This window comes from Commensalibacter sp. M0355 (assembly GCF_016101365.1).
Taxonomy (GTDB): Bacteria; Pseudomonadota; Alphaproteobacteria; order Acetobacterales; family Acetobacteraceae; genus Commensalibacter; species Commensalibacter melissae.
Genome location: NZ_JACFQQ010000004.1, coordinates 117,303 through 133,086, shown reverse-complemented (window position 1 = coordinate 133,086; position 15,784 = coordinate 117,303). Strand labels below are relative to the sequence as shown.

The 15,784-nt window shown below is 33.8% G+C and carries 18 protein-coding genes; all 18 read right to left on the bottom strand.

The features are described 5' to 3' along the window. Nucleotides 1-96: 96 nt before the first annotated feature. The gene (locus tag H3T44_RS08145) at nucleotides 97-1,542 is read right to left on the bottom strand and encodes a hypothetical protein (RefSeq protein ID WP_198196859.1); all 1,446 of its coding nucleotides are present in this window, start codon (nucleotides 1,540-1,542) and stop codon (nucleotides 97-99) included. Nucleotides 1,543-1,570: 28 nt separating this feature from the next. After that, the gene (locus H3T44_RS08140) at nucleotides 1,571-2,260 is read right to left on the bottom strand and encodes a DUF2612 domain-containing protein (RefSeq protein ID WP_110439492.1); all 690 of its coding nucleotides are present in this window, start codon (nucleotides 2,258-2,260) and stop codon (nucleotides 1,571-1,573) included. Then, on the bottom strand, nucleotides 2,253-3,626 hold the full coding sequence (locus H3T44_RS08135; protein WP_198196858.1) for a baseplate J/gp47 family protein: 1,374 nt from the start codon (nucleotides 3,624-3,626) through the stop codon (nucleotides 2,253-2,255). Before H3T44_RS08135 ends, H3T44_RS08140 begins: the two co-directional genes overlap by 8 nt. After that, nucleotides 3,613-3,963, bottom strand: coding sequence for a hypothetical protein (locus H3T44_RS08130; protein WP_198196857.1), 351 nt, complete (start codon nucleotides 3,961-3,963; stop codon nucleotides 3,613-3,615). Before H3T44_RS08130 ends, H3T44_RS08135 begins: the two co-directional genes overlap by 14 nt. Nucleotides 3,964-4,099: 136 nt before the next feature. Next, complete coding sequence (locus H3T44_RS08125) at nucleotides 4,100-4,876, bottom strand: Gp138 family membrane-puncturing spike protein (RefSeq protein ID WP_122123187.1); 777 nt, start codon at nucleotides 4,874-4,876, stop codon at nucleotides 4,100-4,102. Continuing rightward, entirely contained in the window at nucleotides 4,876-5,949 is a 1,074-nt protein-coding gene (locus H3T44_RS08120; protein WP_198196856.1) for a hypothetical protein, read from the bottom strand. Before H3T44_RS08120 ends, H3T44_RS08125 begins: the two co-directional genes overlap by 1 nt. Then, nucleotides 5,949-6,266, bottom strand: coding sequence for a phage baseplate plug protein (locus H3T44_RS08115; protein WP_110439487.1), 318 nt, complete (start codon nucleotides 6,264-6,266; stop codon nucleotides 5,949-5,951). The genes H3T44_RS08120 and H3T44_RS08115 overlap by 1 nt, the downstream gene beginning before the upstream one ends. A 25-nt stretch (nucleotides 6,267-6,291) precedes the next feature. Then, on the bottom strand, nucleotides 6,292-6,954 hold the full coding sequence (locus tag H3T44_RS08110) for a phage baseplate protein (RefSeq protein ID WP_198196855.1): 663 nt from the start codon (nucleotides 6,952-6,954) through the stop codon (nucleotides 6,292-6,294). A 145-nt stretch (nucleotides 6,955-7,099) separates the two neighbouring features. Further along, nucleotides 7,100-9,175, bottom strand: coding sequence for a hypothetical protein (locus H3T44_RS08105; protein ID WP_198196854.1), 2,076 nt, complete (start codon nucleotides 9,173-9,175; stop codon nucleotides 7,100-7,102). A gap of 184 nt (nucleotides 9,176-9,359) precedes the next feature. Next, nucleotides 9,360-9,959, bottom strand: coding sequence for a hypothetical protein (locus tag H3T44_RS08100; protein WP_122123179.1), 600 nt, complete (start codon nucleotides 9,957-9,959; stop codon nucleotides 9,360-9,362). 4 nt (nucleotides 9,960-9,963) lie between these two features. After that, complete coding sequence (locus tag H3T44_RS08095; protein ID WP_110439483.1) at nucleotides 9,964-10,482, bottom strand: phage tail fiber protein; 519 nt, start codon at nucleotides 10,480-10,482, stop codon at nucleotides 9,964-9,966. Between the two features lies 1 nt (nucleotide 10,483). Continuing rightward, nucleotides 10,484-11,965 carry a DUF3383 family protein gene (locus H3T44_RS08090; protein ID WP_155580110.1) on the bottom strand — a complete coding sequence of 494 codons (1,482 nt, stop codon included), beginning with the start codon at nucleotides 11,963-11,965 and terminating at the stop codon, nucleotides 10,484-10,486. Nucleotides 11,966-12,195: 230 nt separating this feature from the next. After that, nucleotides 12,196-12,549, bottom strand: a complete 354-nt coding sequence (locus tag H3T44_RS08085) for a hypothetical protein (RefSeq protein ID WP_198196853.1) — start codon at nucleotides 12,547-12,549, stop codon at nucleotides 12,196-12,198. A 265-nt stretch (nucleotides 12,550-12,814) separates the two neighbouring features. Further along, nucleotides 12,815-13,231, bottom strand: a complete 417-nt coding sequence (locus H3T44_RS08080; RefSeq protein WP_198196852.1) for a hypothetical protein — start codon at nucleotides 13,229-13,231, stop codon at nucleotides 12,815-12,817. Nucleotides 13,232-13,391: 160 nt separating this feature from the next. Further along, a complete protein-coding gene (locus H3T44_RS08075) occupies nucleotides 13,392-13,928 on the bottom strand; it encodes a hypothetical protein (protein ID WP_110439479.1) in 537 nt (178 codons plus the stop codon). A 9-nt stretch (nucleotides 13,929-13,937) separates the two neighbouring features. Continuing rightward, nucleotides 13,938-14,384 (bottom strand): DUF4054 domain-containing protein, encoded by a 447-nt coding sequence (locus H3T44_RS08070; RefSeq protein WP_110439478.1) that lies wholly within the window; start codon nucleotides 14,382-14,384, stop codon nucleotides 13,938-13,940. Beyond that, a complete protein-coding gene (locus tag H3T44_RS08065) occupies nucleotides 14,381-14,737 on the bottom strand; it encodes a hypothetical protein (protein WP_198196851.1) in 357 nt (118 codons plus the stop codon). Before H3T44_RS08065 ends, H3T44_RS08070 begins: the two co-directional genes overlap by 4 nt. A gap of 1 nt (nucleotide 14,738) precedes the next feature. After that, entirely contained in the window at nucleotides 14,739-15,782 is a 1,044-nt protein-coding gene (locus H3T44_RS08060) for a major capsid family protein (RefSeq protein WP_198196850.1), read from the bottom strand. Between the last annotated feature and the right edge of the window lie 2 nt (nucleotides 15,783-15,784).

Sequence of the window (15,784 nt, the reverse complement as noted above, 5' to 3'; positions counted from 1 at the left end):
TCTCAGTACCTGGTATACACAATAGCTGTTCAAAAAAAACGTTCGCATTAAATACATCGCTAACCATCCATATCTATTTGAAAATATATAAAATATTTAAGAAAAGTCCAAATCTAAGCTTGTTTTCAAACCTTGGGGATAATAAAAAGTTTCCACAGGTTGAGAACCTTTCATCCGGTAAGCTACAGGACGCATTTGTGCAGATTGATAATTACGTATACGTTTAAAAAATGCTTCAGCATTTGCTTCATAACGTTCATATGAATGCCCATTTAATGTTTCAGTATCAGATGATAATCTAGTAAAATCAACGGTTAAAGTCGTCGTAGCTGGACCTAAACAAATAAATTTTCCTTCTGTTACAAGATTACCATTTTCATCAGCTGTATGACATCTAGTAAATTTAATCGTATTACTTGCACCTTCCCAACCCCCATATAATTGATTTAAAACATCTAAATTAACAAAACTACAACCATTAAAAACGTAACTTAAAAAAGGATGAAAAGGAGATCCATCCTGATGATTACCTAATTGTGTACCTCTTTGAACGACAAATTCAAAATGTTCAAAAACTACAGAAGCTCCAAGATCTCCTCTAATATAACCATGAATAGTCATATTACTAACATTATCAACTCCAACAGGAATATGAATAATAGGTTTTTTCATTATGGAAAAATGCCAAATCCCCTCTTCACTGTGAGAAGAGACTAGATCATGCTTTAATTGATCAATCAAGGCTCCTGTTTCATCATTATAATTACCAAATTCATCCCTTTCATCTTGTCCCCATGGAACAAAGTTTAAATTTCGATGACCAATATCCCATCCATTTGCCAACAATCCAGGCAAATTCATGGTATTATCCTGCATTAAGGTATATTCATCTTGATACCACAAATAGATAGTTGCTGTCCCACCATTAGGCACAGCATTAATAGCATCTTGCACCGTTCTAAATGGAAAATCTGGTGTACCTAAGAATTTAACCTCTTTTGTCGAAGGCCTTACATAAACATTAGCTAATGGCCCTGCAACTTTAGTAGTAATTCTAAAAGTATCGCTATCCAAGAAAGAAATATTATCGGAATTATCAGAAAGTATGGATAAAACAGCCCAATTATTTCCAGGTTTATCATAGTTAACCCAGTAATCACTAGTTATCTTTCCTGTGTCTGGATCAATTAAATTACCATCCATCATATTTATATAAAATACATAAATAAAACGTTGCGATCTCAAAACTGATCCAAGGGCATATCCTCCTACTTTATTCGACCATTCCTGATTGAAAAAGGCTAATCCCCCTCCTTGTGTCCATTGTATAGCTTCTGTAATTTTATATAAAATTCCATTATGATCCTGTCCCCAGGGCGGAACTCCTCCCTGTAAGACTGATTTCATTGTTTGTGGTGGGAAACCCGTTTCTATATCAGCACGTCCATTTTGATAATCAGCCCCAGTATCTTCGATATTAAAGCGATCACCATATTCTGCCCATTTAGAGGAAAAAAGCTTTCCAGGTCTTTGAATAGACATTTTTTGTCCTTTAATATTTATTTGTTAATTATTTAGGCTGAATATCAACCTTCAACGAGACCCCAGCTGGTTTGAACAATAAACCTGCATTCATGATAATAGCCACTTCATCAGTACTAGGCAGCCAATTTAAAATAAGAGTTATCGACATATCAAAATTATCTCGAACATATATTTCATGATTATTTTTTTCCCCATTTTCATTGTATCCAAAAATATACATCAAAATAAAATTGAGATCTGATGTATTGTAATTACTCACGTTCGCATGAGCCTTTGCGAAAATTAACTTTTTAAAGTTTTTATCTGTAAATGTGATTTCACCCTCTAACTCTTGGTAATCACGAAACATACCCCAAGCCGTACGACGATCTTCTATTGAAGATAAGGAGTCATTAAAACCTGTTAAATCGTGATACGGACGTGCTAATAATAAAGTTTCCTCATTAAATCCCCAAAAGAAACCCGTAAGGGTTTTTACAGTACGATTAACACCAACCACCTGCCCCCAAATATCTAGTCCTTTACCTGTGGCAGTATTCAAATCCCAAATATTTTCATAAAAATCACTAAAAAAAACACAGATTTTCATCGCTTCACTAAATGATCTTATTAACGCAAGTAAACGGGGTGAATTGGCATATTGCGCAATAACTGTTTCATGATAATCAAGACATAAAGGGGGTTTATTTTCATCAAAAAATACCGATTCATCCATTAAACACTACCTCTACATCATCTTTATTCAATGTAGGCATTTCATCGATATTCATTTGAACCAACGAAAAACTGGCAATTTCTCGTCCAATAAATAAGGTTATGATGCTGATCCAACTCCCCAATCTCTGCACAGGTGCATAAAAACTGGATGCTAGAATTTCACTTCCAATTCTAGGTTTTTTCGATCCATCATTACCTGTAAAAGCTTTTATAATTGCCGTTTTTATTTGATCAACCGCATTTTTTGGTAAGAACTGTGGTCTTGCTAAAGTAATTTTTAACCTGATCGGAATTCTTTTTGCATTAGCGTAACAAATAGTATATTTCGGAGGTGTTGAATATAACCCACTCTGGTCCTGAATGACGACTATTTGATCGCCATTCATATCACAACCCGGTGGTTTTTTCTTCCATATAGTTTGTGCAATTAATTGTTTACTCCAATCATCATCTGGTGCAGAGACACAAACAAAAAGACTATGCGGTTTTAAAAAAACACCGTTTTTATTCACACCTCCTCCCGAATCATTATCAATAACATAAACATCTTCACAAACACTGCTACCATTGCCATCTTTTAAATTCAGTAAAGCTGCCATAATACTATCCACACTATTTACAGAATTTAAAGCTACGGATTGTCGCCGCCTTTGTTCAAACTGTGCTTGGCTTTCAACATTATTACCAATGATACCTTCTGTAGGATTATCAACATTATCCCACCCGGGAATAAGCTGATACATTTGTAAACTATGCGCTGGACAATTGATTGGACCTTTTTGCAAACAAACAAAATTTACAGCTACTGTGCCATCTTCACCAATTATATAATTTTGATCCGCTTCATATAAATTTCCATCACCATCCTGCACTTTAGTTCCTGCCGAAATCATGACATCTTTTTGACCTCGACAGATACCGGTAACAGTAGTCGCTTTGGCTTTTATACGTTCAATAAAATAAATCCGACCAATACCATCTTGCATTCGACCCGTAGCATAAGATGGATCAACCTGATTTACATAATATGCCAATAAACGGTTACGATCTGAAATTATCGCGGCCATAGAGGTTGCAAGTTGGCCCTGTGGGGTTGATAATAAAAATTCATTTTGATTATTGAAGAACTTTAATTGATTATTAAAGGCATTCTGAAAATCTTCAATAACGCCTGCAAGAATATCCTGCTCTTCAGGCAATATGATACCTGTATTACCCCATTCTTTGTCATGGTCTGATGTGGATTGTCCCCCCCATTTTAATGAAGGGATGTTCGTGTCGACATCTTTAACAATCGGTAAATTTCTCAGCTGAACTGGTGAGATATTTCTTGCATTAATATTGTCATCGTCAGAAAACGACATTTAATTGTTCCCCGCTCTTTGTATCAATGATTAAATAAATGTTTCCATGCAAGGCCCTTTGTTTATCAACATACAAATCCATGTCAGCACGGATAACACCATCAACATTTTCAGCACGATCCAATAAAATATTCTTAATTAATCCCCAATTTGGATTAACCCCCAATATTTTAGTAAAATATGGTGTTCCCTGGTTCACATCATACCATCCCTCACCCTCTTCCAATTTTATTTCGTTAGCAACCTGTTGAGCAATGGCAAACCCATCATTTACAGTTGCTATATTTCCATTTCTATCAACCAGCAAATCCCAATCCTCAGTTAATAATAATTCCATTTTCAACCTCAAAAAAAACCACTCCAAAGAGTGGTTAATAAAGTTATTGATATTTCAAATTAATTTTTTAATAGAATATGATTTATGATAATTAATAATAAAAAATAACCTTTTGAATATATTAAAAATTTTAAATCTAATTTTTAGGTTGGGTAGTATCTTGGCCCTTATTACCATTTCCATGAACATGTTCAAGAAAAGAAATTCCATCAATAACAGTATCTCCTGTCGTTTGAGCGGCACCTGTAATTAAAGTGTTCCCTATAATTGAAGTCTCACCAATAATGGATGTTTCTCCCAAAATATTGACCTGACCATTTATATTGACATTACCTTCTATATTAATATCCGAAGCTTTGATATGAAGTTTATCATCTTTTATTTTTACATCGGTACCATTAGATAAAAATATTTCTACGTCCTGATCCCTTATATTCACGAAAGTAGTGGGGGATTGTTTTGACGCAGGCGCAATGGCCATCTCCAGATTACCATCAGTGATTTTTAACCATGTTCTTGGTTCTTCATTTAAAAGGGATCCTATATAAATGGCATCTGATATAGAATGTTTACGATAACTTGCCGGAATATGTTTTTTACGACTAGAAACAACATTTGAAATATCCCTAGCAGCAAAAACAACAATGCCCTTATCACCTATTTGAGGATCAATAATGATTCCATAATCTCCAGCCTGTTGTCTTGCATAAGGAATATTACTGATTTGCGCATGATCTACTGCCTTTCCTTCATTATCCAACATTGCGAGCATCGGAATTACATCAAGAAGCCGTTTTTCGGTATCAACAGATAATACTTGTACCGGCATAGCAGTAAAAACACGACTGATTGCATTATCCATCATAGTCCATAACGTATTAAGAACGCTATTTCCTTTGTTGGGATTCATCATTAGCCAATATGTCCTTTTTTATCTTTTTTAGAAAAATCTTTTTGCAATTCAATATTTGTAAACCATGGCCCATCAGGTGTATAACAGGATAATTCATGTTTTAATGAAACCATATATCGCCATACTCCATTAACATTTTTAATATATTCTGATTTAAGAGCTATTTCCTCTCCAAATCGAATTGAATGATTAAATATACTTCGAACAATGATACCTCTATCTGAATAGGCAGGATAACCGATCATTCCATTATTGACAGAAATATTCCTGGAAGAAATTTCTACAGCTTCTATCTTATCATTATTACTATCATTAGTTTCTAGTCTACGTTCATAATCATTTAATGTCATATTTTCAGGAAAGATTTTGCAAATCTGATCCTGAAATGTAAAACGGGTTTTCGTATCTCTTGTACATAATCGAATTTGTTCAATTAAATCATCATGATAATTGGGATTGTTTAAAACGGCATTAACACCATAATTTTTAAAACTTAATCTTCCTATCCCCTTAGAATAGGGTAGAGATGCATTATATTTATCAATAATTGTTTGCACAACAGTTGCGACAGGTGTTTTATTTTTGAATGAAATGGATTTAGCTGGAGTCAGATTTAATCCTGCTGCAACCATTGCATTCACATGGAAAGCAAGATCAGGTGCACTGCCATAATCTGCATAAGCAACTGTTATACCGCCTTCAAATATTTTATTATATATAATTTTTTTATCGGAACTGTTTTCCAGACTTGCATATATGATCAAATAATTGCCAAACCCATTTGACTCTTTTTTATATTGACCCAATGTTGATAATTGATTGATCCAATGCTCATCCATATTATAAATCGTGCATTGACATTCTGGAAGACTCTCCCCTCCCTGATAATCAATAGAAACTTTCGCTTTAAGATGTTCGACCGAAAGGATTAATTTTCCATCTGCAAATGTTTTTTGTCGTTTATTTTCATCCACTCCCATTACAAATTCAAATTTTAAATAACGTTTATGAAAGGTAGTAAAAGTAGGACGATGACCAATAACAGTAATTTTCTCTTCATAGGATGATTGCATTATATACCTATCCCATCATCAATTCCACTTTCGAGATAATAAAGCAAATAACGATTACCAAAATCTTTATAAGATGGATGATTAAATCCTTGCTGATCAACAAACATTAAATCTCCAGGAAATTCAAGATAAGCAGAACGAATTAATCGAACCCGATCCAGACATAAAATTCCTGTTAATAATGGTACTGCACCATAATAAACATCAAGGAACACACCAACATTTCCTCTATCCAACAGGCGAAAACGATAATCCATTCCCTCAAGAGTAAGAATAAACTGCTGAGCCTCAATAGGTGAAATCTGTATAAGTTGCATTTCGTATTATTACCTATCAATCTTACTAATAAGGTTTTTGGCTTTTGTTAGCCGCTTGTTTCTGATTACCATTTAAAGCATGAGGTTGAGTTGTTCCCTGACTCACACTGTCGTTAGAATAGGCTAGCGCATTTTTAATGGTAATATTCTTTGGTGTGGATATAATTTCCTGAAAATCAATTAAGTATCGTACAAGTTGAAAACCTTTTGATGAATTTCGTTCAACAGAATGAGCAGTTATTTTAACATTGTTAATCAAACGTTCCGCTGTATGCAAAATATATACATTTGTGGAATTTTCAGCATGTTCCAAAGCATCCTCAAATAATTTCCGTTGTTTTTGAGTTCCTGTTGAAACATAAGTGACTTGTCCCGTTCTGGGTTGCTCTACCAGATTATATGCGACAACTTTTCCACCTTCGACAGGTGCAGTTGAAGTTTTATATTCTTTTTTATACTTTAAATAAATAACCCCTGCCTCGGCTATATTATTGCCCATAGAAAAACTTAATGTTTTATTTAAGATTTTTATTTCATTTTTTTTTAATCCAGTTTCATAAAATGGATTTCCATTTTTATCGAAAAAACCGAATTTGGAATCTGTATTAACCAATTGATTTAATAGCTTCCACCCAGCACTCTGGGCATAAGAGGACAAAATATTATCAGCCCCTATTTTTATAGCCATAACATCCTCCAATATCGAGGCCCTTTTAAATTAGAACCAACAAATAAATTATTTAAATTTAAAAGAATATTTATAAATATTATAAAATTATCTTGAATAAATAAAAATTAAGATTATATTTTTTCGTTTTTTAATAAGTAAATTTTCAACAATTGATAGCTTTGTAAGATTGTACCGCGTTAGAAAATGGAAAACTAAGGCTCAATTGCTGTTTTACCTGTTGTGCTATCATCATGGGATCAGCACTTGAGGATTGTACAATAATATTAATTCGATATTGCTGATTATTATTAGTCATGCAATTCATTATCTTATTAAAAGAAGGATTAACCTTATTTATTTGTCCATCATTTGCCAGTAGTTTACTCATTTGAACATTATCATTACCTGATGATAAAGAATGTTTTTGTGAATTACCAATCGTACCTTGATAGGCTTTATATGCTTCGATTCCAACAGCTGTACCACCCACACCCACCGCGATGGTATTGCCTGACTGATTAACCTTAGAAGAAGCGAGTATTGGTTTTTTCAAAGAAGGAGATGCAGCCTTACTATTTTTACTTGTCATGTAGTTATACAAACTATACAAATCATAACCTAATGACACCGCATCAAAAGCCCACCCAGCAGGCCCAGCAAATAAACCTGCTATTTTAGGTAATATATGACGTGCACCAAAAGCTGCAACTTTTCCCATCATACGACCAGCATTACCAAAATGAGGAATCTTAGTTACAACATGCTCTAACTCATCCCCAACAGCCTTTACTCCTCCAGTTAATCCGAATATTCCCGGAATTTTCAAAGCTGTATGACCAATACTCCCTATAACGGAACCAGTTCCCTTTTTGAAAGCACTTATACCAGAAACTTTATTCCATATTTTACCTAATCCACTAGCTTTTTTACCTATAGCACCAATTTCAGGTATTTTAGAAATAAATTTATCAGCTTTACTACCATTCTTCAGTAAGGATTTGGCAATATTTGCTAATCCTGAACCACCCTTTCCTAAAACTCCTTTAAATGTCGCAATTGTTGCTACAAAACTTATAACCGCGGTAAAAACAGTTTTTAATAGATCAATCTTATCATTAACATCATTTGTAATAGCTATTTTTGATTTTGCAGAAGCGATTGTATCTCCATGCCTTTTTAATAAATCACTTTCCAAATTCGATTTATTTATAACGTAACCGGCGGATTTTTCAGCTGCTAATAAGTTATTTTGATTTTTAATATTATCTAATTTTGCACTAGCGTTTGACGCTTCTGATAAAATTTGATTGGTTTCGTTATTTCCTTCTAAATTAGAATTTTTTTGTTCTTCTAAAAATATATTTTGATATCCATGGGTTTGAACTCTTTTTGATTTGGCATCAATAATATCATGTTCAGGCGCAGTCAATTGATCATAAATATGAACATTGTCATGAGCCAATTTTCTAGCAATAATATTTGCACGATCCGGATTAACTTTTTGTAAAGTGGCTAAAGCCTTACGAATATTTTCCAAGCGCTCAAGTGCAGTAAAATTATGCCCCTTGTCATCACCCCTTTGTAAAACTCGCTGACTGGGAGCTACCTTATCTAATTCTTGTAATTCTGGATAATTAAGTAAACTATTTGTTTTATTGGTGGAAATGGCAGAATTTATATTCGCCATTTCTTTATAAAACATCAAACTTTCAGATTTATTCGCCCCATAACGATTACCAACATTTACAGCTTGATAAACATCCGATACAGATGAATTTGTCATGCTAGCCATTTGTTGCATTGCACTATTATCATCTGTAATATTACTTATGTCCCTTATCGTTAAGAAACGATCTGCCAGTTCGGAAATTGCCCCCTTAAAACTATCAAAAGAATTTTCTAATTTGCTTACCGCAGCAAGAAATGATTCTCCCTTTCCATCATGATCGGACTTTTCATATAATGAATTTTTCAAAATATCTAAATCATCAAGTTTATCTAGCTTTCCTAATTTAGGCAAATTATTCAACTGATTTAAGTTATCAAGTTTTTCATTCGCAGATTTTTGATTATCAATTATGATTTGTAAATTTGTTGAAAGGATTGATGAAGATTCCGGATTATCTGATGAATGTGTAGAAAAAGCTAAAGAAAATTTTTCTAATGCCTGATCCATCTTTGCAACTGAATCCAACAAGGATTGTTGTATCTGATTATCTGGTTGATTAGAATTATCCATACCTATTTTTCCTTAAATTATAGCAATGGCTATAGAACTTCATCAAGTTCACTCTTCCGTTTAATATATTCGGAAGCTATCATTTCATTATATTGATTAATTAAAATTATTTCTAAAAATTGGTACAAATCTCGCACGCTATAAACAGATTGTAATTCTTTTAGCGTAGCAAAACCTGAAGTAATCACCTCTCCGATTGATTGAGGGATGTTTGGGTAGTATCGATATCCTTTTTGCTCTGTAATTGCTCCATCGAAACTATGAAAAGGTCTAAGTACCGCTTGGCGTCTCTCGTAAAAAAATCCGTATGTAACTTAAATGCCTCCCGTTTTAAAGCGATAATAGTAGAAACTTCTTCAATATAATGATTAGGATTATTCAAAATTGGCTCTACCAAATCATTTTGACCAGGATTCAAATAAATACTACAGCAATCAAACAAGGGTTTAACTACAATTTTTAAATCATCATAAGGCAAACTGAAAAACAATGAAGACAAATATACAGCTAATTTTTCAGTAGCTTGTTGAATTTTTACCATTCCTTCATCATTTTTCTCCATTAACTCTTCATAACTTGATTCTATTGTTGCTTCTTGCACATAAGTGTAAACTAAAGGTATTAAAAACGATATATCCTCTTTATTAGCATTTCTTAAAATCGCATTAATCGAGCGTTCAGCCCATTCTTCTGTATCAAAAGCAGACATTTCGGTGATTTTAAATAATTTACCTTGATCACGACCAGGTTCTTGGATTTTTAATTCAACTGAGCGACGTGCCATAAACTTAGACCTCTACAGTTTCATCAACAGATTCAAAAATAAATTTACAAGGAACGGCACTTAATGTTTTTTGATGGTTGGGAATAGCCTGCCATTGAGTCAGATAGCCATTATTCAAATTATAATTTTTACCTAAAGATGGAATAATCATTGTTCCATTAAATTTCAAGGCTTCCCTTTGAACCTGCATTACTTTTGCCAATGATTGCAAAATTGCCAAAGAACTGGAAGCTGCGACAAAATTAATTTCCAGCTCAACTTGATGCGCATCAGGCAAATAACCTCCATAAACAGTACCTTCAAAAGATGTTACTGTTTCAACTAAACTTTTCGAGGAAAATTTGAACGGTGAATCTGACGTCAACCCCTCCAAGCTTAATGGTACGCCTATCAAGGGTGAAACAAAACCTGATGCTGTTGATCCCAAACCAACTTTATCCGCTATATTATTATTTACCCATGGATTACTTGCAATGAGCGTTAATTTTGTATTGATTGATGTAATTGTTCTATTTATTGCCATTTTATTGTAACTCTATGCTGTTCATGTTGATTTGTTGAACGGATTGACCATCGGTATACCAAAAATTAATGGGGGGCGAACCACGACGAACGCGGGTTTGTGGTGTTACATTACCCATATCAATTTTCAGATAATAACCCACAGCCGTTATATTATTGATTTGAGATAAATTAAGACCAGCCTGTTTAAGACTTTGTGTTTGATCTTCAGATAAATAAATACCAGAACGTATTGCACCAAACTTAATAAAATCATCAATTGCGGGTTTAATTGCCGCACTTAAAATTCCCTTACCTTCATTATTATATGGAATCTGTCCTTTGGCTAATAGGGTTTTTATAAAACAATTTTGAAAATAACGACGCATCCATACCTGACAATACCAGCTATCCAACCATAAATACTGTCCTGAAATTTTACCTTCCATCATAAAGACAAAATCATTTGACGCTGATGCCCACACGCCATAGAAATTATAACCATTCGCTTTAAGTGCCAAGGCAATGTCTTCATTCGTTACATTGGCTTTTAATAAGCTGCTACGACGAAAAGCGGCATTATATCGTCCATCGGTTTTTTCAAGATCCCATGCCGCAGGATAACCTGCGATAAAAGCACAAAGTTCAAGACTGTTATAAACACATACAACACCCTCGTAATTTGCTGAGTATACCTTTTCGGCAAATGAAGTTCCGGTATTGGCCGTTATCGCTTTATTTGAACTATCAGAAAGAATGACACATACATCATCCTTCATAGAATCCGCCCATTTTGCAAAAGTTAGAGCTTCTGCCTCATCGGGTTCCCAAGTCAGAAAAACGGAACAAAAAGTTAGGTTTTCTTTCCTCAAAGTATTAATAACACTTGATGGTGTAGGAGATTCAATTGCGGGTGATAAACTAGCCCCTTGATTTTCTGAAAGTCTCAATAGATCAGCCAATTGCCCTGTTGCAAAACTTACATAAGAATTGTATCCGGTTAATCCGGATGTAATAATAAAGGATTGATTTCCAGATGAATAAACAACAGAAACTCCCAACAAATTTTCCAAAATTGTTGCCGCTTCACTAAAGCTATTGATAAAGCTAAAATCTGGATCAGCTATATTTTTTTCATTATTATCAACCACAATCTGTAAATCACCCTTAAAAGATCTTAACTCTTCCAAAGTGACAGCCGACATTGTTGCGCCAATCAAACCAGCGCTTGTATTGTTTTCAGCGTATAAAGCCATATAAAGCTGAGTTGCAACACGATCAGAATCTGTAAATCCAGCAAAATAAACTGTTGCCAGGTTATATTCCATTGAATCATAACCAAATAATTTTCCAATTTCTTCAGCATTTTCAAATATGGATGTAATCCCCGCAGGAATAACATTCTCTTTTCTTGTAAGCATTAAACCAAATAGGTCATTTCCCTTGTTCCCTACGGATAAAACCTTTGGATTAATTCTTACAATATTATTTAATGGTATAGACATTAATTTGTAATCCTTATCATAGTGGATTGGTTTATAAAATTATCGAACACCAATTTTAGTATTCCCTGTTTCAGGCAATTTAGTCTTGGTTCAAGCATGCCTGGATTTCGAATGTTTGAATGATTTATAAGAAATAATTAATTTTTAATTTGGAATGTGTTTAAGAATAAAAAACCACCCAAAAAGGTGGTTCAATTGTTTGCATGAAGATTGGAAAACTTGTTATTATTTTAAGATTTTCCTTCTTTTTTTGCCGCACTTCTTACATCAAGATAATAAACGAAAGATGCAAGCATCAAGGCAACAGAAGGAATTAAGGCAAACAAATAGGCATAAATCATCATCATTTGTTGTGTCGTTACACTATTATCTGCCGGCAGGGAGATAAATCCTATATAAATAAATATCCAACCTCCCAATAAAATAACAGCAAACATTAAAAAAGCCGGTAATTTTCTTACATGCTTAGGCATTGTAATAGATTGTTTCGTAATCGCCGAGACCACAGATAAAACAGCACCGACAGCTATCATAAAACTAAAAAAACCGACCATAACCGCTTTAAATAATGCAATTACATCCATGTTATTGCCCCTTGCTTAAATTGTTTTATAATCAAGGTTATTAAACTTTATTTTAGAAAGCAATTATAAGTATATGATATTGAAAAAATAAATTTTATTCAGAATAAAATATTATTGATGATACAAGGGCAAATACTTCTTATAAATTTTAGTAGAACAAATATATCTTACAATTAAAGTCAATTTAATTTCCAATAAATTACCCTAAACAAACTTTTTTATTACAAATAATTCATGACATGATAACAATAAAATGTATTAAATTTTATTCATCAGCATAGATAACCAGTTCTCCTTGATCGTTTTCAGGTTGATCAAGTTGAGCTACGACCAAAACCTTACACCAGCCAGACATTTCCCACTCTTCTAATCTTTGAACAACCAACCAGCGTCGCCCAAGAAATTCCAAAAGATCACCACCGACACCTCTTATACGATCTATGCCGTAAAGTTGTCCATTAGCATAAACCACACGTTTTTCATTTTGTTCACTGGCATAATGACCATGAATCAGCTTATCGCCTTTTAAAGATTGAACTTGCAATTCAATAGATTCAGGATCTTCATAAACAGCCTCTTGTCGAGTTCCTTTTAGAATATGACCTTTTGAACGAAATAATGATCCTGTAATAGAAGGATTTACAATTCCAATCATACTTCGCACCATATCATGAAGCTTCATAAAATCTTATTCCTTTAAATTTATATAGACTAATGTTTATGATTTAAAAATTATATACTTAATTAAATTATAGATTTTATCTATAAATAATTATATTTTTATGTAAAATTGATAATCAATCTTCATTTTATTGCAAAATACAATTAAAATTACTTAGAAACTATGCATCTGAACAATCATCCTGACAACTGGCAATAAAAACAGACCCATTTACTAATGGAGACCATTTAGAATGACATTTTAAAAATTCATTCCATAAATCCCTTGGCAAACGTGTAAAGCCAATATTTCCAAAAAAACGTCTGCTATCTTTACCTGGCATATCCCGAATACCTCGTAACAGGATGTTTTGACCATCAACCTTAATAACTAAACCGTTGGGTATTCTACAGCCAATAATAATATAATCTAGATTATGTTCTTTAGTATTATCATAAGCGATTATAGATTGAGCATTAATATCTATGGCATCGTCCAAGAATTTATCCATATAATCATCAGCAGCATTGCAATCATTGAATTTAAATTTGCTTAAATCTATCGATTCATCAATTTCAGCATTGTCTTGATCTAGAGAATAAAATTGAAGATTTTCCTTTTCATATTCTGAATGATTAAAGTCTAATAATGGCAAATAATATTTTAAATTGGATTTTATTTCCTTGTTATCAAAATTGTTATTTTTAGCCCTTGTCATAATTCCCTCTTATGGAAAGATACGCAGACGAGGATCAGGAATGGGTTTAGTATAAAAAGTACTACGATATTTTTTTGTTAAAGCCCAAAATTCATATCCATAACGTGTTTGTGCCAACCAAGGATCAATTTTATTTTTTGCATGAGATTTGGTATCTACATGAAGAGAAACACTTCCTTCTGTCACCGATGAAATTGATCCTATAAGCTGATCCCCATTTTCAGTTTTTTTTTGCAAACAAACCAGATGAGAAACCAGCAAATTCATTAAAATACGCTTTTCCTTTAAACAACAAACCACGCTATATTTTCCTGGATTGAAATAAATGGCAGCTCGTTCAGCGATTTTATAAATGGTTTCAGGACGAAAAAAACTCTCCAATTCCGGAAAGCTTGCCGCCCAATCTGACCAATCAAACACACATTCCTGATGTTTCAGATCAGATTGTAAATTCATATTGCCTGTCCTGCTTTCACCTGTTCCAGCGACTTTGGCATTTTAGCAGAATCAATCGGTTCAAGACCATGCATCAATGTTTCTTTTTCTTTAGCTTCATCTAAAACTTTTTTCTTTTTATCTGCAGCAAATATGAAGCCTTTTTGGTAGGGCGCAAAATTTTCATGTTGTTTGACCCATGCCTCCCAGAAATTTCTTGAAACTTTTGTTAACCCTACAATTTGGGATGCCATATAAAAAGGAGTCTGTGGACGCCCCAAGTGCATGCTGCCTTTTAACTCAACTTTTTCTTTTCCTACTTCTAAAATAATCCCATGAGGTAATTTACAGGCTACTATGACTGTTTCCGCCATTTTAAACCCCAATCATTTGCGCAATCAGGATAGGACGTGTTATGATTGCCCCCCATGATCCCTGTGTCAATTTTTCTTCCATAGAAGAAGTTTTACGAACAATACCATGACTTCTTAATTTTTCAGAAAAAGCACAGGTTATAGTGTCAATACCTTGATAATTCTCTACAAAAAGCTGAATCAATTCACCACCTTCTAACGATAATTGAGGTGCACTAACTTGTGTAAGATTAGGAAAATTTTTCTTCAACAAATCCATAACCCCTACCCCATGTTCATTTGTTTTTAACAGATAGGGTTGAATCTCATTAGATACGACCAATTTTAATGGACTATCCATATTAACGGCATTGTCCAGATTAATCATCCCTTTTGTTTGCGCCTGTAATTGTCTGTACAGCTTCTGAATATCTTCATAAATTTCATTAGCTGAAGCCTTCTCCCAAACCGTACCGCCAGAACCTTTTATTGTGGGCGCAATCGGAGATAGTAAAGCGGGATCATTCAAGGCACCATAATTTTGCAGGTTGGAAACTCCAAAAAAATAAGACTGGTTCTGCCAATGATTTAATAATAAAGCGGCCGCCATTCTTTTGCGTGATGCAATATCAATATTAGATAAAGCAGCCCGACCCTCTTCACGATCTCCCCATTCTGCAAAAGTTTGGACCAGAAATTGTTGACGCTGGGGAAATGAGGTATTAAGAACACTATATCCTGCTTGGTTAAAATCTCCATAAGCTGCAACATCACCAGCTGGTTCAACGACTGTAAACATCATTGTATCATGTAGCCAATCCCCCTTTTTCGCTTCCCCATATATAGAAGCTGCCTTACATGGGGCCGTTAAGACATCAATAATATTTGGATCTATATAAGTCGTAAATTGACCAGGAATGAAATTATTTGCCTTTGTTACAGGTGAAGTCGAACTATCCCCTACCCTTATATTATCTGTATAATCAACAACATTGGGTAAGTGAATTCCAAATTGGTTTTCCAAAATTGCTCGATCACGTACCCATGATTTCGTTTGAATGGTCATAA